Origin of the sequence: Phytopseudomonas daroniae (assembly GCF_004327275.1) — a bacterium.
Taxonomy (GTDB): Bacteria; Pseudomonadota; Gammaproteobacteria; order Pseudomonadales; family Pseudomonadaceae; genus Aquipseudomonas; species Aquipseudomonas daroniae.
This window is the reverse complement of record NZ_QJUJ01000009.1, coordinates 25516-49521: the sequence shown is the minus strand read 5'-3', so window position 1 is coordinate 49521 and position 24006 is coordinate 25516. Positions and strand designations below refer to the sequence as shown.

Annotated in this window: 26 protein-coding genes and 1 tRNA gene; 14 read left to right on the top strand and 13 right to left on the bottom strand. The window is 59.7% G+C overall.

Annotation, left to right across the window (positions count from 1 at the left end; all coding sequences use genetic code 11):
- The first annotated feature begins 44 nt into the window (after positions 1 to 44).
- Positions 45 to 908 (top strand): AraC family transcriptional regulator, encoded by an 864-nt coding sequence (locus DNK10_RS19365; protein WP_131180457.1) that lies wholly within the window; start codon positions 45 to 47, stop codon positions 906 to 908.
- Between the two features lie 109 nt (positions 909 to 1017).
- On the opposite strand, the gene DNK10_RS19360 is transcribed toward DNK10_RS19365, so the two are convergent.
- A complete protein-coding gene (locus DNK10_RS19360) occupies positions 1018 to 1974 on the bottom strand; it encodes a N5-glutamine methyltransferase family protein (RefSeq protein ID WP_131192686.1) in 957 nt (318 codons plus the stop codon).
- A 16-nt stretch (positions 1975 to 1990) separates the two neighbouring features.
- Positions 1991 to 3367, bottom strand: a complete 1377-nt coding sequence (locus DNK10_RS19355) for an iron-containing redox enzyme family protein (protein ID WP_131192685.1) — start codon at positions 3365 to 3367, stop codon at positions 1991 to 1993.
- Between the two features lie 283 nt (positions 3368 to 3650).
- Here DNK10_RS19355 and DNK10_RS19350 point away from each other — a divergent pair, with 283 nt between their 5' ends.
- The 3 genes from DNK10_RS19350 (at position 3651) to DNK10_RS19340 (ending at position 7144) form a co-directional block, all read left to right on the top strand.
- Positions 3651 to 4784, top strand: a complete 1134-nt coding sequence (locus DNK10_RS19350) for a carboxylate-amine ligase (RefSeq protein WP_131192684.1) — start codon at positions 3651 to 3653, stop codon at positions 4782 to 4784.
- A gap of 260 nt (positions 4785 to 5044) precedes the next feature.
- Positions 5045 to 5485 (top strand): DNA methylase, encoded by a 441-nt coding sequence (locus DNK10_RS19345; protein ID WP_131192683.1) that lies wholly within the window; start codon positions 5045 to 5047, stop codon positions 5483 to 5485.
- Positions 5486 to 5569: 84 nt separating this feature from the next.
- Positions 5570 to 7144, top strand: coding sequence for an FAD-dependent oxidoreductase (locus DNK10_RS19340; protein ID WP_131192682.1), 1575 nt, complete (start codon positions 5570 to 5572; stop codon positions 7142 to 7144).
- Between the two features lie 63 nt (positions 7145 to 7207).
- Here the strand turns inward: DNK10_RS19340 and DNK10_RS19335 are convergent, their stop codons facing one another.
- Positions 7208 to 8083 (bottom strand): SDR family oxidoreductase, encoded by an 876-nt coding sequence (locus DNK10_RS19335; protein WP_131192681.1) that lies wholly within the window; start codon positions 8081 to 8083, stop codon positions 7208 to 7210.
- Positions 8084 to 8184: 101 nt separating this feature from the next.
- Between DNK10_RS19335 and DNK10_RS19330 the strand changes: the two genes are divergently transcribed.
- Entirely contained in the window at positions 8185 to 9036 is an 852-nt protein-coding gene (locus DNK10_RS19330) for a helix-turn-helix transcriptional regulator (RefSeq protein ID WP_131192680.1), read from the top strand.
- A gap of 121 nt (positions 9037 to 9157) precedes the next feature.
- Here the strand turns inward: DNK10_RS19330 and DNK10_RS19325 are convergent, their stop codons facing one another.
- Positions 9158 to 9394, bottom strand: a complete 237-nt coding sequence (locus tag DNK10_RS19325) for a hypothetical protein (protein ID WP_131192679.1) — start codon at positions 9392 to 9394, stop codon at positions 9158 to 9160.
- Between the two features lie 493 nt (positions 9395 to 9887).
- On the opposite strand from DNK10_RS19325, the gene DNK10_RS19320 reads away from it, so the two are divergent.
- The 9 genes from DNK10_RS19320 (at position 9888) to DNK10_RS19280 (ending at position 16157) form a co-directional block, all read left to right on the top strand.
- Positions 9888 to 10163: a hypothetical protein gene (locus DNK10_RS19320; RefSeq protein WP_131192678.1), complete on the top strand. Its 276-nt coding sequence runs from the start codon at positions 9888 to 9890 to the stop codon at positions 10161 to 10163.
- Positions 10156 to 10434, top strand: coding sequence for a LasR-specific antiactivator QslA (locus DNK10_RS19315; protein WP_131192677.1), 279 nt, complete (start codon positions 10156 to 10158; stop codon positions 10432 to 10434). The genes DNK10_RS19320 and DNK10_RS19315 overlap by 8 nt, the downstream gene beginning before the upstream one ends.
- A 76-nt stretch (positions 10435 to 10510) precedes the next feature.
- Positions 10511 to 10879: a His-Xaa-Ser system protein HxsD gene (gene hxsD / locus DNK10_RS19310; RefSeq protein ID WP_341869468.1), complete on the top strand. Its 369-nt coding sequence runs from the start codon at positions 10511 to 10513 to the stop codon at positions 10877 to 10879.
- A gap of 1 nt (position 10880) precedes the next feature.
- Positions 10881 to 12371 (top strand): His-Xaa-Ser system radical SAM maturase HxsB, encoded by a 1491-nt coding sequence (gene hxsB / locus DNK10_RS19305; protein WP_131192675.1) that lies wholly within the window; start codon positions 10881 to 10883, stop codon positions 12369 to 12371.
- A 2-nt stretch (positions 12372 to 12373) separates the two neighbouring features.
- Positions 12374 to 13603 carry a His-Xaa-Ser system radical SAM maturase HxsC gene (hxsC, locus tag DNK10_RS19300; RefSeq protein ID WP_131192674.1) on the top strand — a complete coding sequence of 410 codons (1230 nt, stop codon included), beginning with the start codon at positions 12374 to 12376 and terminating at the stop codon, positions 13601 to 13603.
- Positions 13600 to 14223: a His-Xaa-Ser repeat protein HxsA gene (hxsA, locus tag DNK10_RS19295; protein WP_131192673.1), complete on the top strand. Its 624-nt coding sequence runs from the start codon at positions 13600 to 13602 to the stop codon at positions 14221 to 14223. Before hxsC ends, hxsA begins: the two co-directional genes overlap by 4 nt.
- Positions 14224 to 14339: 116 nt before the next feature.
- Positions 14340 to 14642 (top strand): DUF1654 domain-containing protein, encoded by a 303-nt coding sequence (locus tag DNK10_RS26415; RefSeq protein ID WP_425273870.1) that lies wholly within the window; start codon positions 14340 to 14342, stop codon positions 14640 to 14642.
- Between the two features lie 174 nt (positions 14643 to 14816).
- A complete protein-coding gene (locus DNK10_RS19285) occupies positions 14817 to 15572 on the top strand; it encodes a hypothetical protein (protein WP_131192672.1) in 756 nt (251 codons plus the stop codon).
- Positions 15573 to 15665: 93 nt separating this feature from the next.
- The gene (locus DNK10_RS19280; protein ID WP_131192671.1) at positions 15666 to 16157 is read left to right on the top strand and encodes a transposase domain-containing protein; all 492 of its coding nucleotides are present in this window, start codon (positions 15666 to 15668) and stop codon (positions 16155 to 16157) included.
- Between the two features lie 107 nt (positions 16158 to 16264).
- Here the strand turns inward: DNK10_RS19280 and DNK10_RS19275 are convergent.
- The 9 genes from DNK10_RS19275 to thrS all read right to left on the bottom strand — a co-directional run bounded on the left by DNK10_RS19275 (position 16265) and on the right by thrS (position 23727).
- Positions 16265 to 16341, bottom strand: a tRNA-Pro gene (locus DNK10_RS19275).
- 91 nt (positions 16342 to 16432) lie between these two features.
- Complete coding sequence (locus DNK10_RS19270; protein ID WP_084303926.1) at positions 16433 to 16789, bottom strand: MerR family transcriptional regulator; 357 nt, start codon at positions 16787 to 16789, stop codon at positions 16433 to 16435.
- The gene (gene ihfA, locus DNK10_RS19265; RefSeq protein WP_013791841.1) at positions 16770 to 17072 is read right to left on the bottom strand and encodes an integration host factor subunit alpha; all 303 of its coding nucleotides are present in this window, start codon (positions 17070 to 17072) and stop codon (positions 16770 to 16772) included. Before ihfA ends, DNK10_RS19270 begins: the two co-directional genes overlap by 20 nt.
- Positions 17073 to 17075: 3 nt before the next feature.
- Entirely contained in the window at positions 17076 to 19454 is a 2379-nt protein-coding gene (gene pheT / locus DNK10_RS19260; RefSeq protein ID WP_131192670.1) for a phenylalanine--tRNA ligase subunit beta, read from the bottom strand.
- Positions 19455 to 19500: 46 nt separating this feature from the next.
- Positions 19501 to 20517, bottom strand: coding sequence for a phenylalanine--tRNA ligase subunit alpha (pheS, locus tag DNK10_RS19255; protein ID WP_070883499.1), 1017 nt, complete (start codon positions 20515 to 20517; stop codon positions 19501 to 19503).
- 97 nt (positions 20518 to 20614) lie between these two features.
- Positions 20615 to 20971: a 50S ribosomal protein L20 gene (gene rplT, locus DNK10_RS19250; RefSeq protein ID WP_003461224.1), complete on the bottom strand. Its 357-nt coding sequence runs from the start codon at positions 20969 to 20971 to the stop codon at positions 20615 to 20617.
- A 27-nt stretch (positions 20972 to 20998) separates the two neighbouring features.
- Positions 20999 to 21193: a 50S ribosomal protein L35 gene (rpmI, locus tag DNK10_RS19245; RefSeq protein WP_042552869.1), complete on the bottom strand. Its 195-nt coding sequence runs from the start codon at positions 21191 to 21193 to the stop codon at positions 20999 to 21001.
- Between the two features lie 60 nt (positions 21194 to 21253).
- Positions 21254 to 21805 (bottom strand): translation initiation factor IF-3, encoded by a 552-nt coding sequence (infC, locus tag DNK10_RS19240; protein WP_207390023.1) that lies wholly within the window; start codon positions 21803 to 21805, stop codon positions 21254 to 21256.
- The gene (thrS, locus tag DNK10_RS19235; protein ID WP_131180493.1) at positions 21805 to 23727 is read right to left on the bottom strand and encodes a threonine--tRNA ligase; all 1923 of its coding nucleotides are present in this window, start codon (positions 23725 to 23727) and stop codon (positions 21805 to 21807) included. Before thrS ends, infC begins: the two co-directional genes overlap by 1 nt.
- Positions 23728 to 24006 lie beyond the last annotated feature (279 nt).

Genomic DNA, 24006 nt, shown 5'->3' with positions numbered 1-24006 from the left:
AAAAACAAGTGGATTCCCATACCGAGGAATCCGTGGAGGTCGTGATGTCCAGCGCGCAACGCGTATTCCATGGCGCTTTCGGCAGGGTCGCCCTGCTGAACATGGATCGTTCGCTGGTGCTGCATACCCATTCCGAATGCCATGTGCTGATCAAGGCGGCCGGGGCGGACACCTTCTTCAACGTGAACGGCCGGCAAGTCCCCCTGACTGACCGCACGGCCGTACTGGTCAATGCCTGGGAACCGCATTATTACGACTTCCAGCCGGGTGCCGAACATACCCAGATCCTCGCGCTGTACATCGAACCCGCCTGGCTCGCCAGCGCTCAGCGCTCCCTTGCCCTGAGCGGCCACCCGAAATTCTTCGCCCAACCCTGCATCGACCTCAGTCGGGACAATCGACGGCTTGCCGACCAGTTGATAGCGGAAGCCTACGGCGTTGGCCTGGTTCCTCGGGAGCATCTGGAGTTCCTGCTGTTCGACTTCCTCATCGAGCTCATCGAGCGCTTTTCCCAGTGGCGCCACCTCTGGCGCATCGGCGCAGGGGACATCATTCCCGATGCCCGTATCCGCCGGGGCAAGGACTACCTGCAAACCCACCTGGACGATCCGGATTGCATCGGCAACGCGGCCCGCGCCAGCGGCCTGTCCCGCGCCCAGTTTTTCGCGCTGTTCCGCAAGACCACCGGCGGCACCCCGACACTGGTGCTCAACGCCGCGCGCATGCAGCGGGCCTTCGACTGGCTCGAAAACGAACGAAACGGCACCCTCTGCCTGCTTTCAGACGCGCTGGGCTTCTCGGAACAGGGCCATTTCACCCGTTTCTTCCGCCAACACATCGGTGCCTCGCCCAGCCAGTACGCACGATCAATCGACTCCTACGCCGATGCTCAGGCTGATTGTCCATGAGTGGATTCCCTCGCTGGTAAACGGGCGCTGCAGTTGCCTCAACGAGGTAGCCAGTACGACGCCGACTTATTCAGAGGACGTCAAAATCTATTGGAACCGGGCAAGATCATCATTGCCGGCGCGTGACAGTGAGAACCACCGCGGCGATGCGCTCGACTTGTTCGTAACCGGGTTTGAGCAATTCCTCACCGAACACGTCCGGGTCGACTTCCTCGTAGCGCCAGGCCAGTGAGTGGCCACTCAGCGCGCGCCGCACCTGAGCGAGAAACGGATCGCCCGCGGCGGTCATCGCCACGCCGGTATACAGCAGCAGGCTAGCGCCTGGCGCCAGCCTCGATAGCGCGGCCTCGACGATGGCTACGGACAGACCGGCGCCCAGTTCGCCGCCACCATCGCGGTAGACACGGGCCTCGCTGTCGAGCATGTACGGCGGATTGGCGACGATCAGATCCAATGTGCCGTCCACTTCGTTCAGCAGATCACTGTGCTGGGCCTGCAGGTTATCCGCACCGGCCAGCGCGGCGCTGACACGAGTGAAATCCAGCGCACGCGGGTTGATGTCCAGCGCCAGCACCTGCGCGGCTGGCCGAGCCAGGGCAATGCGCAGAGCACCCGGCCCGGCGCCGCAACCGATATCCACGGCACGCTGGATCGGCGGCGTGGAGGACGCACTGAGAAAGGCATCGATGGCGCGCACGAAACGGTAGGTATCCGGGCCGAAAAACACCGCATCGGCCTGCTGTGTGGGATAGCACGAATGCACGAACAGCTGCTCGCCAATGCTCGACCAGCGAACCGAACTACGCCATTGAGCGCCCTCTTCGATCAGCACATCGGCGGCACGCATCAGCTCGATCAGGTCGGCATCGAGCAAATCCGCTTTGAAGGGTCGGCTCCAGCCGAAGACGCCGACCAGATCATGCGCCTCGGCATTCTCTTTTCGCGCGTTAACCTGGCTGTGCGTGAGTGGGGTTCCCGTGGTGAAGCGATAACCGCGTTCGTGCAAGGCACGACCGAGGTCTAGCAGCGCCTGAAGCGGCGCTGCCATGGGCTGTTTCGTAGTCATTGCAGCTCCGCCGCGATCAGTCGAGGTAGGCATTGAACAGTCGTGTCGCCAGCAGGCCTGCCGGAGTGAAGTGCCTGGCTGGCGACATCAGCTCGATCAACCGTGCCGGTCGCTGCGTGGCCGGGAGCTCGCGCAACTGGGCATGCAGTGCGCGGGCGTCGGCGTCGATCCCGGAGGCCGCAGCGGCGGCTGTCGGCGCGGCTCGCCGGTGCCTGCTCGCACGCGGCAACGGCCTGGCCCAATCGCCAGCGATCCAGTCGTGCAACAGTTGCTGCTCGTAGGCGCTGAACACGCCGAACATGGCTGCCCCCTCGCCCTGTACCAGTTGCCAGAAACGGCTGCGCTGCGGATCCTCGTTACGGCGGATCCAGCCGCGTGCCTGCAGGGCATCGAGGAAGCCACGCATCTGCCCCGGCTCGCTCAGCCACTGGTTGACCGTACGCCCGTCGATTCGGCAGTAATCGGAGTGAACCATGCCGGCCACGCCACGTTTGCGCTCGAGCATGCCAAGCAGCTCAGCCTCGAGATCGAAACTGGCAATCACCGCCGTGGAGCCGATGCCCAGGTCGTTCAGCCGATAACCCGCCGCTACCCGACGATAGAACGCCTCGCCATCCCCGACCTGGGGAAGACTCTCCAGCACCGCCTGCACCGCCTTCTGGGCATGGCCGCTGCTGGCGTTGTCGATGGTCACGTGCAGTTGGAAGTAGTAGGGGTCGATACCCAGTTCGGTAAGTTCGTAGCTGGTGATCAGCAGGTGCAGCGGCAACTGTTCGTAGCCGAGGTTGTAGCCCAGCACTTCCGGCAGATAGTCATCGGCCAGATGACCGAGCGCCAACTGCTGTACGCCCTGCAGAAAGTGCGCGTCATCCAGTTCGGCCAGTTCGTCGCAACCATGCTTGCTGAGCAACTGCCTGTAGAGCAGCACATGGTTCTGTGCTGGCACACCATCGCCCAGTTCTTCCAGGTAAGTGCGCAGCAACGGACGCAGGCGCACCTCCTGCCAATGCGGCAGCAGGCCGTATAGCCATGCGCCGTCGACCAGTTTGGTTGGTGCCACGTGGCGCAGGAAATACAACGCATGAGCCCGGTTGCTGAAATAGCGCCGTGGCTGGCCCTGACGCCGCTCTTCCAGATACTCGGCGTAAGCCTGGGTGGTGCGTTGTGCACTCGCGCGCATCCATTCCATCAAAGCCTGGGGTTGTAGCGGCATCTCGCAAGGCAGCTGGCCCGCCTCTTCCAGTTGCGCGTCGATAAAGCGCCTGGCCTCGGCGCGAGCCTCGGTACTGGGTGGAGTCTGCAGCAGTGCCTCGTACATCAGCCGAATCGGGCCGGAGCTGCCGAAATTGGCCCCCTGGCAAGGATCGGTAAAAATCGGGGTCAATGTAGTCATGGTCGAAGCCTTTGCGTGGGCAGTTCAAAGGCAGCGCGAGGATCGGCGGTCTGTTCGCAACGGGAATGTACAAGGTAGCGAGTCCCGGGCATTAGCCGCTGTAACCTTTTGTACGCGGGCCGGCCAGATGGCTGCGCCCCCGTCGGCTGCATGAAATAGTGAGCAGCTCATGCCGCGAAAGATTCCACCTAAAAGATCAACGGCGGCGCCACCCAATCTTTGCCCTGAACTCCCCCACGGCGCCGGCATCCCTTGCATAGGAGCCTGTCCAAGCGAGCGCACCATGCATGACCCCGCTGGTAAAACACCCGGCCCGAGCTTCGGCATCGAAGAGGAATATTTCCTGGTCGACCCGTTGACCCGTGACATTCCCCCTTGCCCACCGCCCGGCTTCATCGCCGCCTGCCAGGCGGAGTTCGGTGAGCGGCTGTGTGCAGAAATGTTCCAGAGCCAGATCGAACTGGCTACGCCGATCCTCCATCATTTGAGTGACGCGCGGGATCAACTGCTGGAAGGACGACAATGCCTGGTCGCGATAGCCGAACGCTTCGATCTGCAGGTGGTGTCCGTCGGTGCGCATCCCTTCGCCGACTGGCGAGAGCAACTGGCGACGAGAGAAGGCAGCTATCCACAGCTGTTCGCCTATCACCAGATGGTGGCGCAGCGCAGCCTGCTTTCCGGCCTGCACGTGCATGTCGGCATCCCGGAAGATCATGACAGGATTCAGGTGATGAACCGTGTGCTGCCCTGGGTGCCGCTGCTGTTGGCCCTGAGCAGTTCATCGCCATTCTGGGGCGGGCGCAGCACCGGACTGAAGAGTTACCGCCAGGCCATGTGTGGAGAGTGGCCGCGCATGGGTATGCCCGAGCATTTCGACGACGAGGCTGCGTTCAATGCCTATGTGCAGATGCTGGCAGGCGCGCAGGCCATTCGCAAAGCCAACGACATCTGGTGGAGCGTCCGCCCTTCGGCGCGCTATCCGACACTGGAGCTACGCATTGCCGATGCCTGCCCGCTGGTCGAGGATGCCTTGTGCATCGTTGGCCTGTTCCGCGCCCTGGTCGCCCACGCCCTGACCCTGAGCGGTGGCGTCGCCGATGGCCATGGGCAGCGCCTGGTGACGGGGGAAAACTACTGGCGCGCCCGGCGCTTCGGCGTACAGGCGCAGTTTCTCGACAGCGCCGCTACGACGCTGGAAAGCCTCCCCACCTGGCTGGATCGTGCTGAAACGCTACTCGGCGAGCACTGCACCGATCACCAAGTCTTCGCGCGTGCACGCCACATCGCGAGTAGCGGCAGCAGCGCGGATCGACAACTGGCGCTATTCGACCAGGCGCTGGCAACCCCTGTGTCGACCAGCGAGGCGCTGGTGCGGGTAGTCGCCAGCCTGGTCGAGGAAACCCGGCGCACCGAGTGAACCAACGCGGTTGCTCGGCTCGGCTGCACAGCCCGTGTAGCCATTCGTGGCGCTGAAACGACTGTGCAGCCACGTGCCTACCGTCGGTCATACGGGACGAACCTAACGTAGCGCCTACGGGACGAAAACTGCAGAAGGCCAGCATGGCGTCGGTCGCAGCGATCCCGCAATGCTGGCGTGATCCCTCGCCATCACCGATAGCCTCATTTCGCGACTATCCGCGATGCCGTAACCACCTGTCGGCCAACGGGAGATGCACCATGGCAGCGAAACGCGTTACCGCCGAACAGCTCGGCCTGGACAGAGGAATCGCCCGGGCGCATGACGCTGCGCTGTTCAAATGGCTGATCGCCAGCTTTCTCTTCGGTAAACCGATCCAGCAGGGCATCGCCACAGAGGCGTATCGGGTCATCGTCGAGCAGCACCAGCGCGATACGCCGCGCAAGCTGGGTAACTGCAGCAAGGCCGAACTGGTGCACATGCTCGGCCAGGCGCATTACGTGCGCTACGACAACTCCACCGCGGAGCGCCTGGTGAAGCTGTGCAGGAAACTCCTCGACGAGTACGGCGGCAAGCTCAGCAACCTGCGCGAGCAAAGCGCCGATCGCGATGAATTCGAGCAACGCCTGCGAACATTCGACGGCATCGGCCCCAAGACCGTTGAGATCTTCATGCGCGAAGCCGCGCCCGCGCTTTACTGAGCCATCGGCCACCGCTGTGCCTCAGCAAACAGCAATGACGGTTCGTGCCAACAAAACCTGTTACCCCTCATGGGAAACTGCCCCATGCCCCTGCATCGAGTCACCAGCCTGACGGCGCTGCATGATGACCGCCCGACACCAGCACAGATCGGCGAAGAGACCTTCGTTCTGCTGCGCAGCGCCGAGCGGATATATGCCTATCAGGGCCAGTGCCCGCATGCCGGCGCGCCACTGGCCGAAGGCGCGTTGTGCAACGGGCGGCTGGTCTGCCCCTGGCACAAAGCAGCCTTCACCATTACCGATGGCGAACTCTGCGAGCCACCCGCCCTGGAGTCGCTACGCCGCTATCCGGTGGAAGTCCGGGATGGCCAGGTCTATCTCGACGACCAGCCACTGCCACCGGCAGACAGGCAGGCATCGCCCCAGGACAACCGCCTGTTCGTCATCATCGGCGCCGGTGCCGCGGGCACGGCAGCCGCATCGGCCCTGCGCGAACAGGGCTTCGCCGGGCGCCTGCTGCTGATCGACCCGCAGACATCGCCCGGCTATGACCGGACGTCTCTGAGCAAATTCGTGATTGCCGGAGAGATGGCGCCAGCAGAGGTGCCGATGCTGAAGGCCGAAGACTTCTACACCGAGCAGCGCATCGAGCAGGTGCATGCCGAAGTAACGCGCCTGAACCCGGCCCGGCAGGAAATCCAACTGAGTGACGGCAGCCGCCATCACTACGATGCCGCACTGCTTGCAACCGGCGCTCAGCCGAAAATGCTGGACGTGCCGGGAGCACACCTGAACAACGTGCACCTGCTGCGTTCGCGCGCAGATGCCGCCGACACGCTGCAGAGTGCGATACCAGGCGGCCACGCCGTGATCATCGGCGACAGTTTCATCGCTCTGGAAGCCGCCAGCGCACTGCGCAACCGAGGCTTGAAAGTAACGCTGATCGCCCGACACGAAGTGCCCTTCGCCAAACAGTTCGGCACCGAGATCGGGATGGCCATCCGCCTGCTGCACGAGAGCAACGGCGTGGTCTTGCGGGTTGGCGATGAGGTCATCCGCCTTGAGAGCGAACCCGGAGGGGACGAAGAGCGGGTTCGAACGGTGCGTCTCGCCAGCGGCGAACAGCTGGCGGCGGATCTGGTGCTGGTCGGCATCGGCGTGAGCCCCGCGACCGACATGCTCGAAGAGCTGGGCCTGGCAAAAGATGGTGCGGTCAATGTGGATCGTCATCAGCTGGCGGCCCCCGGCTTGTGGGCAGCCGGAGACATCGCGCGCTTTCCCCTGGCAGACGAGCCGACACGTATCGAACACTGGCGCGTCGCCCAGCAGCAGGCCCGAGTGGCCGCGCAGAACATGCTGGGCGCCCAGGTTTCCTACGAAGGCGTGCCGTTCTTCTGGACGCAGCACTTCGGCAAACGTTTCGACTACCTCGGCCACGCCAGCGACTGGCAACAGACACTGATCGAGGGCGATATTCGTCAGCTGCGGTTCATTGCCCTGCTATGCAACGACGGCCGCGTAGCCGCCATCGTCGCCTGCCAGCAGGAAGCCCTCATGGCCATGCTGGCAGAGCGAATGCGTACTGCTCTGCCCGTCGAAGAGGCGCTGACGCTGGTCAGGGAGCATATGGAGAGCGATCGAGATAGCGGGAAGGCGTGATGCCCGTACTTGCGCCGCCCCCCCTTGAGAGCGATAGCCTCAAGGGGTATTCACCATCTCGGATCAATCCGGGAAGTACGCTGAACTATCGATATCCGCTAACAACCCCACCTGGCTCGGCGACCACAACAAGGATTCCTGGGTCTGCGCACCAGATGCAGGAAAATCACCGCTAGCAAATCGAGCCAACCAACCAAAGTGCTCTGGAGGCCTAGACTCTACGGGTAGTGACAACCTACGGCCAATGACCTCAGCGATGTCGCGGAAGGTAATCCCCTCTTCAGCGACACCGTGGTAGGCGAACTGGGGTTGCTTGGCCTCCAGGATCTTTCTGTAAAGCCTGCCAGCATCCAAACGATGTACCGCCGGCCACCGGTTGGAACCATCGCCAGAATAGGCAGAAACGCCCGTGCGCCGCGCCAGATCAATCAAAGTAGAAATGAACCCATGGTCGCCCTCTCCGTGCACCGATGGAGCCAGACGAACGACAGAAACACGCAGATCGAACTGCTCTGCAATACGCGCCTCCGCCTCGGATTGGCGAGGGTGAGAGAGATCCTCCTGAGGCATATCTTCCGTGACAAGCCGTCCAGGACTCACCACAGCGACTCCCGACGTTACGACCAGTTGACGCCCACCGCCCCCCAGGCCTGTTGCAAGCGTATTGATGGCGCGGCGGTCTTGCTCGGCATTCTCGATGAAACGGGAAAAGTCATGATTGAACGCTGTGTGGATCACCGCATCCGACCGTGCTGCGGTACGGGCGAGCAGATCCAGGTCATCGAGTGTCCCCAATACCGCCCTGGCCCCTGTAGCCGTCAACGCATCCGCCTTTTCCGGCGAACGAACCAGGCCATAGACCGCATGGCCTGCCTGAAGAAGCTCTTGGACGACAATTGAGCCAACCCATCCGGTTGCACCGGTGACAAATACGTACATTGCAATACTCTCCGAATTACGGGAGAGCAACTCTCTCGCTAGCCATGATGGTGGTAAAGTCGTGTCGTTATACTGGTATAACAATTACCCGGATCGAGATCATGGCCACATCCCCCACCGTCGCCGATATCACTTCACTGGGCACCTACCTACGGAACTGCCGTAGCCGCGTTGACCCTGCTGCACTCGGTTTGCCCAACAGTCGCAGGCGCACACCAGGGCTTCGCAGGGAGGAAGTCGCGCAGCGAGCCAACATCAGTGCAACCTGGTACACCTGGCTTGAGCAAGGACGCGGAGGTGCACCGTCCGCCAAGGTGCTGCATCGCATCACCGAAGCACTGATGATGACAGAGGTGGAGCGCGAGCATGCTTTCATACTCGCCTTGGGGCGTGCGCCAGAAATCCGCTATAGACCCACGGAGGGTGTCACGCCGAGGCTCCAACGTGTTCTGGATGCCTTCGGTGCGACGCCAGCCATGATCCGAAATGCAATGTGGGATGTGATTGCCTGGAACCGTGCAGCCTCTGTAGTACTGACTGACTACGAAGCGCTAGAGCCTGCTGAGCGCAATGTTCTACGCCGCATGTTCCTCGACCCTCGTTTCAAAGCCGCTCAATTAGATTGGGAATCGGTCGCCAGTTTCATCGTCGCAGTATTTCGCGCCGATGCCGCACGCGCGGGCGCTAGCGAAAACATGAAAGCCCTTGCTGACGAACTATGCGCAGCCAGCACGGACTTCGCCCGGATGTGGCGTGACAATGCGGTACAACAGCTTGGCGAGGGGGTAAAACATATCCGCCACCCCATCGCAGGCCTACTTGCGCTGGAGTATTCAACCTTCATAGTCGACGGCCGGCCGGATCTGGCGATGCTGGTCTACAGCCCAGCCAATGAAGATGCCTCGGCCGCTATCGGTAAGCTGATGGTGAGCCGATTTGAAGCAACTCCGTAAGGTACGGCTGATCATTTCCACAGGGATACAGGGATACAGGGATAAGGGGACAGATTTATTTACCAGGCAGTTGGGCGAACCAATAAATAAATCTGCCCCCTTTCCCGTTAACTCTCCGCGATCAATCAGTCTTCGCGCTGCCAATGTCGCGATCCTGCTGCGCGTCCTGATCAGAGCCTGGGTTGCCTGCAGGTGGGTTCCAATCGACGCGATTCTTTTTCGCCTCAGCCTCATCCGCGCCTTGCCTGGGCTCTGACTTGGCCTTCTCCAGGCCGGAACTGTGCCCCTCACCGGTGTCGGGAGTCTTGTTGCTCGACTCCTGGAAAGCGCCTTCTGATCCGTTATTTTCAACTGCCATGACAACTCTCCCGTATCAGCGCAGGACATCTGCGCCTACAGGTCTGGAAAAGCATTCGGGGTTGTAGTGCCATGGCTTCGACGGACGGCGCGAAAAAGCCTGGTTCAATGGCCGGGCTCCCTTTCCCACGACCTCCAAGGTTGCCATCTGAAAACCTGCGAGCTAGAGTGCGCCGGTCGCGGTCTATCCCGTGGCCGGGTGTAGCAACCTGAAAAACCAAGACGCGGTGCGTCGTAATTGCCTAGCCGGTATCCAATACCGTGCTACCGCATTTCTATGGCGGTCCGTACGGGGCAGGCTTCGGCCTGGCCGGTTCCCTTGGTTTCCGGTTTGCTACCCCCGTGCGGTCCGTCACCATAACCGCGTAGCAACGGCGGTGGCGGCTCCTTAATCAAACCAGGGAGCATAAGGAAAATGCGCCATCCAGCTTTTACGCCAGGGCACCACCCTGCTCGCCCATTCGGCCTACTGACCTCCATCCTGGAGGTGCCCCATGGCTAATCTACTCGGCCGTGTACTCAACTTCCCCAAACGTCCAAGCCCCATTTCGGGCACCAACTTCCAGCCTCGCAACGCCCAAGCCGACGCAGAACTGCGTGTTGCGCTTTTAGGTGAGTTATTCGAAGAACTCGCCCGAAAGGAACGAGAACGACCGGACTCGTTAAGGGTGAGAATGGCCTGCTTTACAGCAAAAGAACTGCTCGACGAGCTGACAGTACTCTACCGCCGAGCACTGTCGGAAACGCGGGGAGAAAACGGCCATGGCTAGAGGCACGACCACTACCCTGCCCTCCAACGATGGCTATCCAGGCCTGAAAATCACCTGGGCAAAGGATTGCCGACCCGCCTTTCAACAAGGCGTGCGCGCCGCTGAAACATGGTTGGATGGCACACGCACGCATTGGCTTTGGGTTGCGCTGATATCCAACCGAGAAGAACTGACGTGCTCCACGGAACGGAGCGCATTCGAGGTGGGCTTTCTGAGCCGCCTTCATCAGCGAATGGAGGGATCAAGGCAAAGCGTAGGAAATAGCTCTTGAGGAAAAGGCATGCCGGAGCATGACGCGATTGCGTTGTGCTCCAGGCTATGAGCCCTAATAGATTTGCGAAGTAAAGATGGCAAAAAGCCTTCACTCAAGGCAATATCCAGACATAATTTCATGCCTAAGGAAGGCAAGCCGCATGACGTGGGCACTGACAATCATAATTGATAACAAGATCTACCCACTCCGCGTTGCCCAGAAGGCCGTATATGCCTTGTCGCCGACCCTTTCAATTCTCATTGACCAGCAGGATGACAACCTTCACCTGAGCGTAACCCCTGCCGACTTCCGAATCGACGCGCCCCAATTATCCGAAGCATATGCGCGGACGCTCATTACTCGATCCCTGAACGATTTCGCTCTCCGAGAACAAATTCAACAAGAAACCTCAGGCCTTAGAGAAATCCTAGCCAGCGTCGCCCTTAGGGAGGCAGGGGTCTAAATTGGGGACGGTATTGGTAGCGAGAGAGGTCGGCTATAAGCTCCTGCCTTTCCGATTCCTGCGCATGGAAGACACCGGCGCGAATAATGTACTCATCACCGCTGAAACCGGAGAGTACCTGTTCATCTCCGAGCAGCAGCTACGCCAACTCGTAGGCAAGCAGCTCGAACGTGGAACGTCGCTCTACAAAGACCTATTGGCCCGGCACTTCATCTTCGAGCCGCAACGGCACAACCCGATCCCAGAAATCGCCGCGCAATACCGCAGCCGGAAAGAGTTTCTGTTCGGCGGGCCGGCCCTGCATCTGTTCGTCGTCACGTTGCGATGCAATCACACCTGTCAGTACTGCCAAGTATCTCGGGCGCCACTCGGTGGCTCAGGCCATGACATGTCGCCTGAGCATGCACGCCATGCAGTTGATCGGCTGTTTGAGTCGCCCTCACCCGTGCTCACGGTGGAGTTCCAGGGCGGCGAGCCACTGCTCGCATTTGATCGCATCCGGCAGATCGTTGAAGCCGTGGTGGAGCGAAACGAATACGAGAAACGCAGCATTCAGTTCGTCATCAGCACCACCCTGCATCACCTGACAGATGAAATACTGGATTTCGCGAAGACCCACGGCATTCAGTTTTCCACCTCTCTGGATGGCCCAGCATTCCTGCATAACGCCAACCGCCCTACTCCTGGGAAAGACGCCTACGAGCGCACGCTGAAAGGTATCGAGTGGATCAGGGAGCGCTTGGGAAGCGATGCCGTATCGGCGTTGACTACCCTGACCGCGAAAAGCCTCCAGCATCCGCAGGCCATCATCGATGAGTACGTGCTGCAGGGCTTCAACAGCATTGCGCTGCGTCCACTGAGTCCATACGGGTTCGCGAAGAAATCCAGTCAGCGCTTGGATTACTCAATGGGCGAATACCTCGATTTCTACAAGTCATCGCTGGCCTACCTGATTGCGGTCAACCAACAGGGCGCTTACCTATCCGAGGGCTACACCTCCCTATTGCTCAGTAACGTACTGACGCCATTTTCGTCAGGCTACGTGGATTTACGCTCACCACTCGGAGCGGGACTGGGCACCCTTCTCTACAACTATGACGGTGACGTCTACCCATCCGACGAAGCACGCATGCTGCTCGAGATGGGAGAAAACGGCCTGAAGTTGGGCCACGTGGCACAGCCATTACAGGAGCTTCTGGGCTCACCAGTCATAGAACTGCTGCTCTCTGCCGGCGTGGCCGAAGCCCTGCCGGGCTGTTCAGACTGTGCGTTCGTGCCTTACTGCGGTGCTGACCCCATCGAGCATTTTGCGCGTCAGGGTGACCCAGTCGGCCATCGGGCGTTCAGTACCTTCTGCCAAAAGAACTTCGAACTGCTCACTCACCTATTTCGCCTACTTCGCGATGGTGATGAGGCCACGCAGCGGGTACTTCTTTCCTGGCTAGCTCGACGCTCCCTAGGGGATCTTCCAGTCGCCGGCTACAGGGGGTAGAAATGCTTCGTCTGGATACTCAATTCGACATACACAACCTGACCTGTACCCGTCTGTTCAAGGTCATCACCCCAGCAGAGCTGATCGAGAAAGGCACAGCCGTGTGTGCAGGAGAAGCCAGTTTGAGCGACTTCGCTCTTTGGCTGGACGAGTCCGAGTCAGCCTATTCCCAGCAACTGCTTTCCTTGCCAGTCGGCGGTCTGATTTTCCCTGGGAAAGAAGCGGCGATTGACGATTTCCATGGCCCGCAGATTTCCAACCCCAATGACTTGAGCGTCGTTCAGCCTGGGGATGTGATCGTCGTGTCGCCGGATTCCCGAGTGGTAAGGGTGCTCTATAGACGCGGCTCCAATAGCAATCTGCTGTTCATGACCGATCGCTGCAATAGCCTGTGTCTGATGTGCTCTCAGCCCCCCAAAGACATTGATGACCTCTGGCACGTCGAAGAAAACCTCCGCCTCATCGACTTGATGGATCCTGGCGAGGAACAGATCGGAATCAGCGGTGGCGAGCCCACCCTATATAAAGACGGGCTTCTCGCGATCATCGCCAAGGCCAAGGAAGTCATCGCAGAAAAATCACTGCACCTTTTAAGCAATGGCCGCCTACAGAGCGACCCCAGCTGGATTTCCGACCTCAAGAGAATCGATCACCCGCAGCTGACTTGGGGCATTCCGCTATACGCCGATAACGCAGATGACCACGACCACGTCGTGCAAGCTCCCGGCGCATTTAGCGAAACGCTTCGGGGCATCTACAACCTCGCTCGTGCGAACCAGCGCATCGAGGTTCGCGTCGTCTTGAGCAAGCTGACAGCACCGAGGCTGCCAGAACTGGTGCATTTCATTTTCAGAAACATGCCCTTCATTCAGCACGTCGCGCTGATGGGCATCGAGAACATGGGCCTCGCGAAGAAACACTATGACGAGCTGTGGATCGACCCGCTGGACTACCAGAAGGAGCTGAGCCTAGCTGCACACTTCCTGGATGTTCGTGGTGTGCCGGTTTCGGTCTACAACCTCCCCCTCTGCGTGCTTGAGCCCTCGCTCTTCACCTTCTACCGGCAGAGCATTTCGGATTGGAAGAATCTTTTCATCGATGCCTGCCACGACTGTGCGGCAGTCACGCAGTGCGCTGGCTTCTTCAAATCGCACTCTTCTCGGTGGCAGAGCCGAGGCATTCACCCCCTCACAGCCGTTGAGCTGGGCACATACGCAAGGAGAGCAATATGAAACTTATCAGTCGATGGAAACTGCTGATTGGCCAAACCATCGCCATGTTCCCAGTAGTGGCAACCTCCATGGCTCAGGCCAACCAGACAACCCTGGCGGGCATCGATTGGGCACCCCAAGCGAGTGATGAGCCCCCTATGTTCAAGAACACGTTGAACTCGGTGGACGCCGTAAACATCTACGCAGCGCATCGCTCACATAGCTCCCACCGTTCGCACAGTTCCCACCGCTCCCACTACAGCGGTTCCGGTGGAGGCTACAGCGCCCCTAGGCAATACACTCCACCACCAGCCCCTGCTTCGAGCACGTCATATAGCAGCCCCAGCCCAAGTCCCGCGTATGGCTCCAGCTCTAACTTCAACGACACCCCAAGTAGCTCGTCATCAAATACACAGGCGAGCCCTCAGCGAGCAAGACCAGCAGGAGAGGACTTGTCTCTCGTCATCATGCGGGTACAGATGGCCCTGGTGGTGAAGAAGTACTACACAGGAACCATTGACGGGATCATGGGCAACGGCACGCGTGGTGCCTTGATGGCATTCCAGATGGACTCGGGCCTTGCCGTTAACGGGAAGATGGATACAGCAACTTTGAACGCGCTCGGGGTCGCGATTCCTTAGTGAGCAGGAATCAGGTTCATTCAGTTTGTTCGTTTCCTAGGGCACCGGAATGAGGTTCATCTACAGCAGATGAACCTAGATCCACTTTCGGCTAGTTCTTTTGAAAAGTAACTGTCATGCCCTACCTGCTGCAAAATGCCGCTATCAGTAGGTTCGGGGCAGGCGGCATGACTTTTTCAAGAACTATCAACGCCCCGGCCGCGAAGAAATCCCGATCAGCGGTACTGCTCCGCACCGAAGGCGACAGCCCCGACGACTGGGCGTGCATCCTCGACGAGATCGCCGAGACGACAACGTCACCATCGTCTGGCGCTACAACGGCGTGTAGCTGTTCTGGACGGTACCGAAGGATTGTCGCACGCAAGACCCCCTTTAAAACTCCTGCTCAGGATCAGCGGTTACACCGCGCTCATCTATAAGGACTTCCATGATCCCGCTATACATTGTCTTCCTGATCTACTTTGCACTCCCATTTGCGCTAGCAGCGGCCGACAATGCTGTAATCAAACACGGACTGATCACTACCGCCCCCCCGACGAAGGCTGACAAGTAAAATCAAATCGCTTGGGATTGAGGTCTATTGTGCCGCGGTGGTGGCTCTCACCATCGCAGTCCTGCTCTTGCTTGCTTGTTATAAGTTCGCGGGAGGTACTGTCTCGGGCTGGCTTGGCTGGATCGTTCTGTTCTCGGTAACGGCATCGACTTTGACACTCAGTGTCATCACGTTTAGAGCCACTCAGATCTATCAGCTCAGCCCTACCACCTTCAACGTCGTCGGCAGTTTGGTGACCGTCCTGTTGGTATTCATCGCAAGTATTTACTCAGATGCGCACCTTGCTCAGAGCATCGGCATTACAGGCGCAGAGCTACCAGCTGCGCAACGAGCAGTGACGATCATGCTTTCACTGGTGGTATGGGCCGTTGTGTTTACCGTGGTCGCTCTGATCCTATACCTCATCACCGCTCTGGTATGGATGGTGCATTCAGCCAGCTCAGCTGATGCGAGGCAAAAGCGGCTGAGTTTTCTGATGTTCGGTGGTGGCCAGAGACATGAAACCAAAAATAAAGAAGGCATATACCTGACGTTGTTTATCGGACTCGCCTTCACGGCCTTGATTCCCCTGAACGCCGTTCAGCAGGTGGCGAAAGAGAAGCGATTGGAGCGCTGGGCGAATAACCTGACCGTATTCGCCTCGTTTCACCTGGGAGAGCATCCATGCTTTCCCGAAGTTCAAGCTGGGACACGGCTTGGCCTGATCGACTCTGAGCGAGTCATTGCCGCAACACCCGATACGCAACTGGGCTACACGTATGAACTAAGGCGTTGCCAGACAACCGCAGTGCAGTAGCACGAACGAAAAACCCCGGCACGTGGCCTAATGCCAGTCAGTTAAGGCATTGACTCCGAGGCTGCGGTAATAGAAACAGGCTCCTGGATTTCCATGAGCCTGTTTTTTATGTCCATCCAGCAAGCACTCCGGCAGACCGCCGAGCTCAATCCTGCCTCCTTCGAGCGGTTCTCGCAGCTGATTGATCCGTCATGGATCGAGGAGGCCTTGAGGCTGACCGGAACGGTTTCGCTTCGCCGTCGTCGCCTGCCGGCTGAGCGCATTGTGTGGCTGGTCGTGGGGATGGCCTTGCTCAAGAACGAACCCATCTGGCTGATCGTGCAGCAACTGGGCCTATCCGATGGACAGGGGTTGACTCCTGCGCTCAGTGCAGCGGTGCAGGCGCGGCAGCGCTTGGGCGAGGCCCCGCTGGAGGCCTTGTTCGAGCAATTGGCGCAGGCCTGGCTGGCGACCGAGCCTCCCGCCTGCGCCCGTTTTCATGGGCTACGCAGTTTCGCCGTGGATGGCGTGGTCTGGTCGATGCCGGATACACCGGAGAATCGCGAGGCCTTCTCCAGAGATCGAAAAGGGGACGGATTTATTTAGTTGGCGTTCTGGATACGCTTTAGCCGTATCGCACTTGCATGGGGTGCAAGTGCGCACAAACAAAAAAGCCCGATCATTTCTGATCGAGCTTTGATGTTGGGATTATTTGGTCGGGACGGAGTGATTCGAACACTCGACCCCTTGCACCCCATGCAAGTGCGCTACCGGGCTGCGCTACGCCCCGACGGGTGTTGCTGGTGCCTTTGGCGTTAGCCGAAAGCGGGAGGAACTATAAACTAAGCATCTGAATTACGGAAGGTTTTTCTTCACGAAAATCATTTGCGCAGTACGTGGAGGACATCTTCCAGCTCGGCGATCATCTGTTTGATGAGCTGCTTGTACTGGGTGGTGTCGTCCTTGGCTTCGTCGCCGGTCAGGCGCAGTCGCGCGCCGCCGATGGTGAAGCCCTGGTCGTACAGCAAGGCGCGGATCTGGCGGATCATCAGCACATCCTGGCGCTGATAATACCGACGGTTGCCGCGGCGCTTGACCGGGTTTAGCTGCGGAAACTCCTGCTCCCAATAACGAAGCACGTGCGGTTTGACCGCACAGAGTTCACTGACCTCGCCGATCGTGAAATACCGTTTGCCGGGTATGACAGGTAGTTCGTCGTTATGACTTGGTTCCAGCATATGCTTCGACCCTGGCTTTGAGCTTCTGGCCGGGGCGGAAAGTCACTACACGGCGGGCCGTGATAGGGATTTCCTCCCCTGTTTTTGGATTACGACCGGGGCGCTGACGCTTATCGCGCAGATCGAAGTTACCGAAGCCTGAGAGTTTCACCTGCTCATTGAGTTCCAGGGCCTGGCGGATTTCTTCGAAGAAGAGTTCCACCAGTTCCTTGGCTTCTCGCTTGTTCAGGCCCAGCTCATCGTACAGACGTTCGGCCATTTCAGCTTTCGTCAGAGCCCCCATACGCTAGTTCCTTAACGTGGCGTTGAACCTTTGTTCCAGGGAGGTGAGGATGTTCTGGGTTGCGGTGCTCACCTCATCGTCATTTAGAGTGCGCGATGGATGCTGCCAGGTCAAGCCAACGGCGAGGCTTTTTCTAAGCGGATCAATGCCTTTACCGTGATAAACATCAAACAACCTGAGGTCGGTGAGCCATTCGCCGGCCTGCTCGCGGATATCGGCCAGCAAATGCTGGGCCGGCACGTCGCGGTCGACCAGCAACGCAAGGTCGCGGCGTACTTCAGGGAAGCGCGACAGTTCCTTGAATGCCGGCATGCGGCCCTGGGTGATTTCACTCAGCACCAGCTCGAACAGGAACAGCGGCTGATCCAGGCCCAGGGTCTTGGCCAACTCCGGGTGGATGGCACCCACGTAGCCAACCAGGCGCCCTTCCCGCTCGATGCGTGCGGTCTGGCCCGGATGCAGGGCACTGTGCTCACCCGGCACGAAACTGAAGCTGCCGATGTCGCCAGCTGCAGCCAGCAGGGCTTCCACGTCTGCCTTGGCGTCGTAGAAGTCCACGCCGTCACGGCCATGGGCCCAGCTCTCCGGCAGGCGGCTGCCGGTGATCACGCCAGCCAGCATCGGCTCTTGCTTGAGTTCGTCCAGCTGGCCAACGAAGCGCAGGCCGCTTTCGAACAGGCGCACGCGCGACTGCTGACGGTTGAGGTTGTGCTCCACGGCCTTGACCAGGCCCGGCCACAGCGAGGCGCGCATGGCGGCCATGTCGGCGGAGATCGGGTTGGCCAGGGTCAGTGGCTGCACGCCCGGGCTGAACAGTTCGAACAGCTTGGGATCGATGAAGCTGTAGGTGATCGCTTCCTGGTAACCACGGGCTACCAGCAGACGGCGCAGCGCCGGCAGATCGGCCACGGCCTCGGCCTTGCTCTGCGGCGCCAGACGCGCCTGCGGGTAACGCACCGGCAGGCGGTTGTAGCCGTACAGGCGGGCCAGCTCTTCGATCAGGTCGACTTCCAGGCTGATGTCGAAGCGGTGGCTCGGTACCTTGATCTGCCACTGCCCTGCCCCTTGGGCTTCGATACCCAGGCCCAGGGCGCCGAGCAGTTTGACGATCAGCTCGTCATCGAGCTTGAGGCCGAGCATCTGCTCGACGCGCTCGGCACGCAGGCTGATCGGTGCGATGTTCGGCAGTTGAGCGGCATCGACCGCTTCGATGATCGGGCCGGCTTCGCCGCCGACGATTTCCAGCAGCAGCGCGGTGGCGCGCTCCATGGCTTCGCGGGCCAGTTGCCAGTCCACACCACGCTCGAAGCGGTGCGAGGAGTCGGTGTGCAGGCCGTAGGAACGGGCCTTGCCAGCGACGGCGATGGTGTCGAAGAAGGCGCTTTCGAGGAACAGGTCGCGGGTGCTGTCGCTGACGCCGCTGCGCTCGCCACCCATCACGCCGGCGATGGCCAGGGCGCGCTGGTGGTCGGCGATGACCAGGGTGTCGGCACGCAGGGTGACTTCCTGGCCGTCGAGCAGTACCAGCTTCTCGCCCTCTTCGGCCATGCGTACACGAATGCCGCCCTGGATCACGTCGAGGTCGAAGGCGTGCATTGGCTGGCCGAGTTCGAGCATCACATAGTTGGTGACGTCTACCGCGGCGTCGATGCTGCGTACGTCGGCGCGGCGCAGGCGTTCGACCATCCAGCGCGGGGTCGGCTTGGACAGATCGACATTGCGCACCACGCGGCCGAGATAACGCGGGCAGGCCTGGGTGGCGAGCACGTCGACCGGGCGCACTTCGTCGTGGGCCGGGGCGACTGCGGCGACTTGCGGGCGGGTTACCGGCACGTCGTACAAGGCGCCGACTTCACGGGCCAGACCAGCCAGCGACAGGCAGTCGCCACGGTTGGGGGTGAGGTCGACTTCGATGCTGACGTCGTTCAGCTCGAAGTATTCACGGATGTCCTGGCCTACCGGCGCATCGGCCGGCAGTTCCAGCAGGCCGTCGTTGTCTTCGCTGATCTGCAGCTCGGAGGCCGAGCAGAGCATGCCGTTGGATTCGACGCCGCGCAGCTTGGCCTTCTTGATCTTGAAGTCGCCAGGCAGTTCGGCGCCGATCATGGCGAACGGGATCTTCAGGCCGGGGCGCACGTTGGGCGCGCCGCACACTACCTGGAAGGTTTCGCTGCCGTTGCTGACCTGGCACACGCGCAGTTTGTCGGCATCCGGGTGCTGCTCGGTGCTCAGCACCTCGCCCACGACCACGCCGCTGAAGGCGCCGGCCACCGGGCTGACGCTGTCGACTTCGAGGCCGGCCATGGAAAGGCGCGCAACCAGTTCGTCACGGGAAACCTGCGGGCTGACCCAGCTGCGCAGCCACTGTTCACTGAATTTCATACTGTCTGTTCTCCTGATCCGATTCGATTACAAAATGCGAGAGTTGCTAGCGAAATTGCGCCAGGAACCGCAGATCGTTATCGAAGAACAGCCGTAGATCGTTTACGCCGTAGCGCAGCATGGCCAGGCGCTCGACGCCCATGCCGAAGGCGAAGCCGGAGTATTTTTCCGGGTCGATGCCGGACATGCGCAGCACGTTCGGGTGCACCATGCCGCAGCCCATCACTTCCAGCCAACCGGTCTGCTTGCACACGCGGCAGCCTTTGCCGCTGCACATCACGCACTGCATGTCGACTTCGGCCGATGGCTCGGTGAACGGGAAGAACGAAGGACGGAAGCGCACGCCCAGGGGCTTCTCGAAGAACACGCGGAGGAATTCCTCGATGGTGCCCTTGAGGTCGGCGAAGCTCACGCCCTCATCAACCAGCAGGCCTTCGACCTGGTGGAACATCGGCGAGTGGGTGATATCGGAATCGCAACGGTACACGCGGCCCGGGCAGACGATACGAATCGGCGGCTGCTGGGACTCCATGGTGCGCACCTGTACCGGCGAGGTATGGGTGCGCAGCAGCATGTTGGCGTTGAAATAGAAGGTGTCGTGCATGGCACGCGCCGGGTGGTGGCCCGGAATGTTGAGCGCCTCGAAGTTGTGGTAGTCGTTCTCCACTTCGGGGCCTTCGGCGATGCCGTAACCAATGCGCGTAAAGAATTGCTCGACGCGCTCCAGGGTACGGGTAACCGGGTGCAGGCCACCCGATGCCTGGCCACGGCCCGGCAGGGTGACATCGATACGTTCGGCGGCGAGCTTGGCGCTCAGCGCGGCCGATTCGAGAATCTCTTTACGGCTGTTGAGGGCGTCCTGGACGCGCTCTTTGGCCGAGTTGATCAGAGCGCCCGCCTTGGGACGTTCTTCGGCAGACAGGTTGCCCAGAGTCTTCATCACCTGGGTCAGTTCGCCTTTCTTGCCCAGATAGTGAACCCGCAGTTGCTCCAGGGCGTTCACATCGTCGGTGTGGCTGACGGCCTCAAGCGCTTGCGAGACCAGCACATCCAGATTTTCCATTTACAGACTCCAGATACGAAACAGGGGAAGAGCTTGAAGGCTCTTCCCCTATTGGTGACGTTTAGCACCGGGCCGAAACCCGGTGATTGTCGGGGACTTAAGCCAGTACGGCTTTCGCTTTCTCGACAATCGCAGCAAACGCCGCTTTTTCGTTCACTGCCAGATCAGCCAGAACCTTACGGTCGATTTCGATCGACGCTTTTTTCAGGCCAGCGATCAAGCGACTGTAGGACAGACCGTTGACGCGAGCACCAGCGTTGATACGAGCGATCCACAGAGCGCGGAACTGACGTTTTTTCTGACGACGGTCACGGTAGGCATATTGACCAGCCTTGATGACAGCCTGCTTGGCAACACGGAATACGCGCGAACGTGCACCGTAGTAGCCTTTAGCGAGTTTCAGAATTTTTTTGTGACGAGCACGAGCGATAACGCCACGCTTAACACGAGCCATGAGTAATTTCCTCTATCTTGACCGAGATTAACGAACGCGCAGCATGCGCGCGACCTTTGCAACGTCAGACGGATGCACCATGGTGCTGCCGCGCAGGTGACGCTTACGTTTGGTCGACATCTTGGTCAGGATGTGGCTCTTGAAAGCGTGTTTGTGCTTGAAGCCGGTGGCGGTTTTCAGGAAACGCTTAGCCGCACCGCTTTTGGTTTTCATCTTTGGCATGTTCGGATACTCCGCATTCAGTTGATATAGATAACCATAAGGCCTGCCGTGCCCTGGAGGTTACTTCTTGCGTTTGGGAGCGATGACCATCATCAGTTGGCGTCCTTCCATCTTAGGATGCTGTTCGACGGTACCGTATTCGATCAGGTCAGCTTCGACCCGCTTCAACAGTTCCATACCCAGCTCCTGGTGGGCCATCTCACGACCACGGAATCTCAGAGAGATCTTGGCCTTGTCCCCTTCCATCAGGAAACGTACCAGGTTGCGAAGTTTTACCTGGTAATCCCCATCTTCCGTCCCTGGACGAAACTTGATTTCTTTAATTTGCTGCTGGTGCTGGTTTTTCTTGGCAATCGCTGCCTGCTTCTTCTTTTCGAAGAGGTGCTTGCCGTAATCCATGATCCGGCAAACCGGCGGCAATGCGTCCGCAGAAATTTCCACCAGATCCAGCTTGGCGTCTTCGGCTATTCTAAGCGCTTCATCAATCGAGACGATGCCAATCTGCTCGCCCTCAGCGCCAATTAACCGAACCTCGCGTGCCGAGATATTCTCGTTGATCGGGGCCTTCGGTGCAGCTCGTTTATCTTGTCTCATTTCACGCTTAATAATAATTACTCCAAATCTTGGCGACCGCGCCGGGAAACCGCTTGTGCGAGCAACTCATTGAATTGGGCGACGGGCATGGAGCCCAGGTCGGCACCTTCACGGGTACGCACAGCGACAGTTTGCGTCTCGACTTCACGATCCCCGATGACCAGCAGATAGGGAACCTTGAGCAGAGTATGCTCGCGGATTTTAAAGCCTATCTTCTCGTTCCTCAAGTCGGACTTGGCACGATAGCCGCTTTGAGTGAGCGTTTTTTCCACTTCGAGGGCGAAATCGGCCTGTTTGTCGGTGATATTCATCACCACCGCCTGGGTTGGCGCCAGCCAAGCCGGAAATGCGCCTTCGTAGTGCTCGATCAGAATTCCGATGAAACGCTCGAAGGAACCGAGGATCGCGCGGTGCAGCATGACCGGAACCTTGCGGCTGTTGTCTTCGGAAACGTAGCTCGCTTCCAGACGCTGCGGCATGTTCGGATCGTATTGCAGGGTGCCGCACTGCCAGGCGCGGCCCAGGCAGTCGAGCAGCGTGAATTCGATCTTCGGGCCGTAGAACGCGCCCTCGCCCGGCAGGTATTCCCACGGCAGGCCAGCATCGTTCAAAGCGTCGGCCAGGGCTTTCTCGGCGCGATCCCAGAAGGCGTCATCGCCGACGCGCTTGGCCGGACGGGTGGAGAGCTTCATCTTGATGTCGCTGAAACCGAAGTCCGAGTATACCTGCAGGGTCAGCTTGATGAAGTCGGCCGCTTCTTTCTTCACCTGTTCTTCGGTGCAGAAGATGTGCGCGTCGTCCTGAGTGAAGCCGCGCACGCGCATGATGCCGTGCAGCGCGCCGGACGCCTCGTTACGGTGGCAGGAGCCGAACTCGGCCAGACGCAGCGGCAGCTCGCGGTAGCTCTTCAGGCCCTGATTGAAGATCTGCACGTGGCACGGGCAGTTCATCGGCTTGATGGCGTAGTCGCGGCTTTCCGACTCAGTGGTGAACATGTTGTCAGCGTAGTTGCCCCAGTGCCCGGACTTTTCCCACAGCACACGGTCGACGACCTGTGGGGTACGGACTTCCTGGTAGCCATTTTCGCGCTGCACGCCACGCATGTACTGCTCGAGCACCTGGTAGATGGTCCAGCCATTGGGGTGCCAGAACACCATGCCCGGCGCTTCTTCCTGGGTATGGAACAGATCCAGGCGTTTGCCGATCTTGCGGTGATCGCGCTTCTCGGCTTCTTCGATGCGCTGGATGTAGGCCGCCAGTTGCTTCTTGTCAGCCCAGGCAGTGCCGTAGATGCGCTGCAGCTGCTCGTTCTTGGCATCGCCACGCCAGTAGGCGCCGGACAGCTTGGTCAGCTTGAATGCCTTGAGGAAGCGGGTATTGGGCACGTGCGGACCACGGCACATGTCCACGTACTCTTCGTGGTAGTACAGGCCCATGGCCTGCTCGTTCGGCATGTCTTCGACGAGGCGCAGTTTGTAGTCTTCGCCGCGGGACTGGAACACGTCGATGACGCCGGCGCGCGGTGTCACTTTCTTGATGACGTCGTAGTCCTTGTCGATCAGCTCCTTCATGCGCGCTTCGATGGCGGTGACGTCATCCGGCGTGAAGGGGCGTTCGTAGGCGATGTCGTAATAGAAGCCATCGTCGATCACCGGGCCGATGACCATGCGCGCAGTCGGGTACAGCTGCTTGACCGCGTGGCCGATCAGGTGGGCGCAGGAGTGACGGATGATTTCCACACCCTCGTCGTCCTTGGGCGTGATGATCTGCAGGGTCGCATCGGTTTCGATGAGGTCGCAGGCGTCGACGAGACGGCCATTGACCTTGCCGGCAACGGTGGCTTTCGCCAGACCGGCACCAATGGATTGCGCCACCTCGAGTACGGATACCGGGTGATCGAACGAACGCTGACTGCCGTCGGGAAGAGTAATGATGGGCATGGCGCCTCCTCTCCTAGTGGTGACCTCTACCAAAGGCCACGTGGGTTGGGATGAGCCAGTAAGCGATCCGGTGGCGTATCTGCCATACAGAGGCAGGAGCCGTGAGGCTGGCCACAGAACCGCAGTCACTGGAAGGTGTGAAACGGTGGATGCTTTCAGAATCATGACCGCCTGACAAGACGGCCAAAAAATTTCCGGGAGAAATTTTTGACGTCGCGAAGCGACGGCCCGGAGGGTGACCACCAAGGATGGTGGTCACAAAAAAAATGGCCGCCGAAG

Bases quoted from the DNA above. Each gene is read 5' to 3' on its own strand.
- hxsA (WP_131192673.1), top strand. From the start codon at position 13,600: ATGAAACTTATCAGTCGATGGAAACTGCTGATTGGCCAAACCATCGCC.
- DNK10_RS19335 (WP_131192681.1), bottom strand. From the start codon at position 8,083: ATGTACGTATTTGTCACCGGTGCAACCGGATGGGTTGGCTCAATTGTC.
- DNK10_RS19270 (WP_084303926.1), bottom strand. From the start codon at position 16,789: ATGCTGGAACCAAGTCATAACGACGAACTACCTGTCATACCCGGCAAA.
- DNK10_RS19360 (WP_131192686.1), bottom strand. From the start codon at position 1,974: ATGACTACGAAACAGCCCATGGCAGCGCCGCTTCAGGCGCTGCTAGAC.
- rplT (WP_003461224.1), bottom strand. From the start codon at position 20,971: ATGGCTCGTGTTAAGCGTGGCGTTATCGCTCGTGCTCGTCACAAAAAA.
- hxsC (WP_131192674.1), top strand. From the start codon at position 12,374: ATGCTTCGTCTGGATACTCAATTCGACATACACAACCTGACCTGTACC.
- pheS (WP_070883499.1), bottom strand. From the start codon at position 20,517: ATGGAAAATCTGGATGTGCTGGTCTCGCAAGCGCTTGAGGCCGTCAGC.
- hxsD (WP_341869468.1), top strand. From the start codon at position 10,511: ATGGCAAAAAGCCTTCACTCAAGGCAATATCCAGACATAATTTCATGC.
- DNK10_RS19350 (WP_131192684.1), top strand. From the start codon at position 3,651: ATGCATGACCCCGCTGGTAAAACACCCGGCCCGAGCTTCGGCATCGAA.
- ihfA (WP_013791841.1), bottom strand. From the start codon at position 17,072: ATGGGGGCTCTGACGAAAGCTGAAATGGCCGAACGTCTGTACGATGAG.
- rpmI (WP_042552869.1), bottom strand. From the start codon at position 21,193: ATGCCAAAGATGAAAACCAAAAGCGGTGCGGCTAAGCGTTTCCTGAAA.
- DNK10_RS19325 (WP_131192679.1), bottom strand. From the start codon at position 9,394: ATGGCAGTTGAAAATAACGGATCAGAAGGCGCTTTCCAGGAGTCGAGC.
- DNK10_RS19280 (WP_131192671.1), top strand. From the start codon at position 15,666: ATGAGCCTGTTTTTTATGTCCATCCAGCAAGCACTCCGGCAGACCGCC.
- DNK10_RS19355 (WP_131192685.1), bottom strand. From the start codon at position 3,367: ATGACTACATTGACCCCGATTTTTACCGATCCTTGCCAGGGGGCCAAT.
- DNK10_RS19330 (WP_131192680.1), top strand. From the start codon at position 8,185: ATGGCCACATCCCCCACCGTCGCCGATATCACTTCACTGGGCACCTAC.
- DNK10_RS26415 (WP_425273870.1), top strand. From the start codon at position 14,340: ATGCCCTACCTGCTGCAAAATGCCGCTATCAGTAGGTTCGGGGCAGGC.
- DNK10_RS19340 (WP_131192682.1), top strand. From the start codon at position 5,570: ATGCCCCTGCATCGAGTCACCAGCCTGACGGCGCTGCATGATGACCGC.
- pheT (WP_131192670.1), bottom strand. From the start codon at position 19,454: ATGAAATTCAGTGAACAGTGGCTGCGCAGCTGGGTCAGCCCGCAGGTT.
- DNK10_RS19320 (WP_131192678.1), top strand. From the start codon at position 9,888: ATGGCTAATCTACTCGGCCGTGTACTCAACTTCCCCAAACGTCCAAGC.
- thrS (WP_131180493.1), bottom strand. From the start codon at position 23,727: ATGCCCATCATTACTCTTCCCGACGGCAGTCAGCGTTCGTTCGATCAC.
- DNK10_RS19365 (WP_131180457.1), top strand. From the start codon at position 45: ATGTCCAGCGCGCAACGCGTATTCCATGGCGCTTTCGGCAGGGTCGCC.
- DNK10_RS19315 (WP_131192677.1), top strand. From the start codon at position 10,156: ATGGCTAGAGGCACGACCACTACCCTGCCCTCCAACGATGGCTATCCA.
- DNK10_RS19345 (WP_131192683.1), top strand. From the start codon at position 5,045: ATGGCAGCGAAACGCGTTACCGCCGAACAGCTCGGCCTGGACAGAGGA.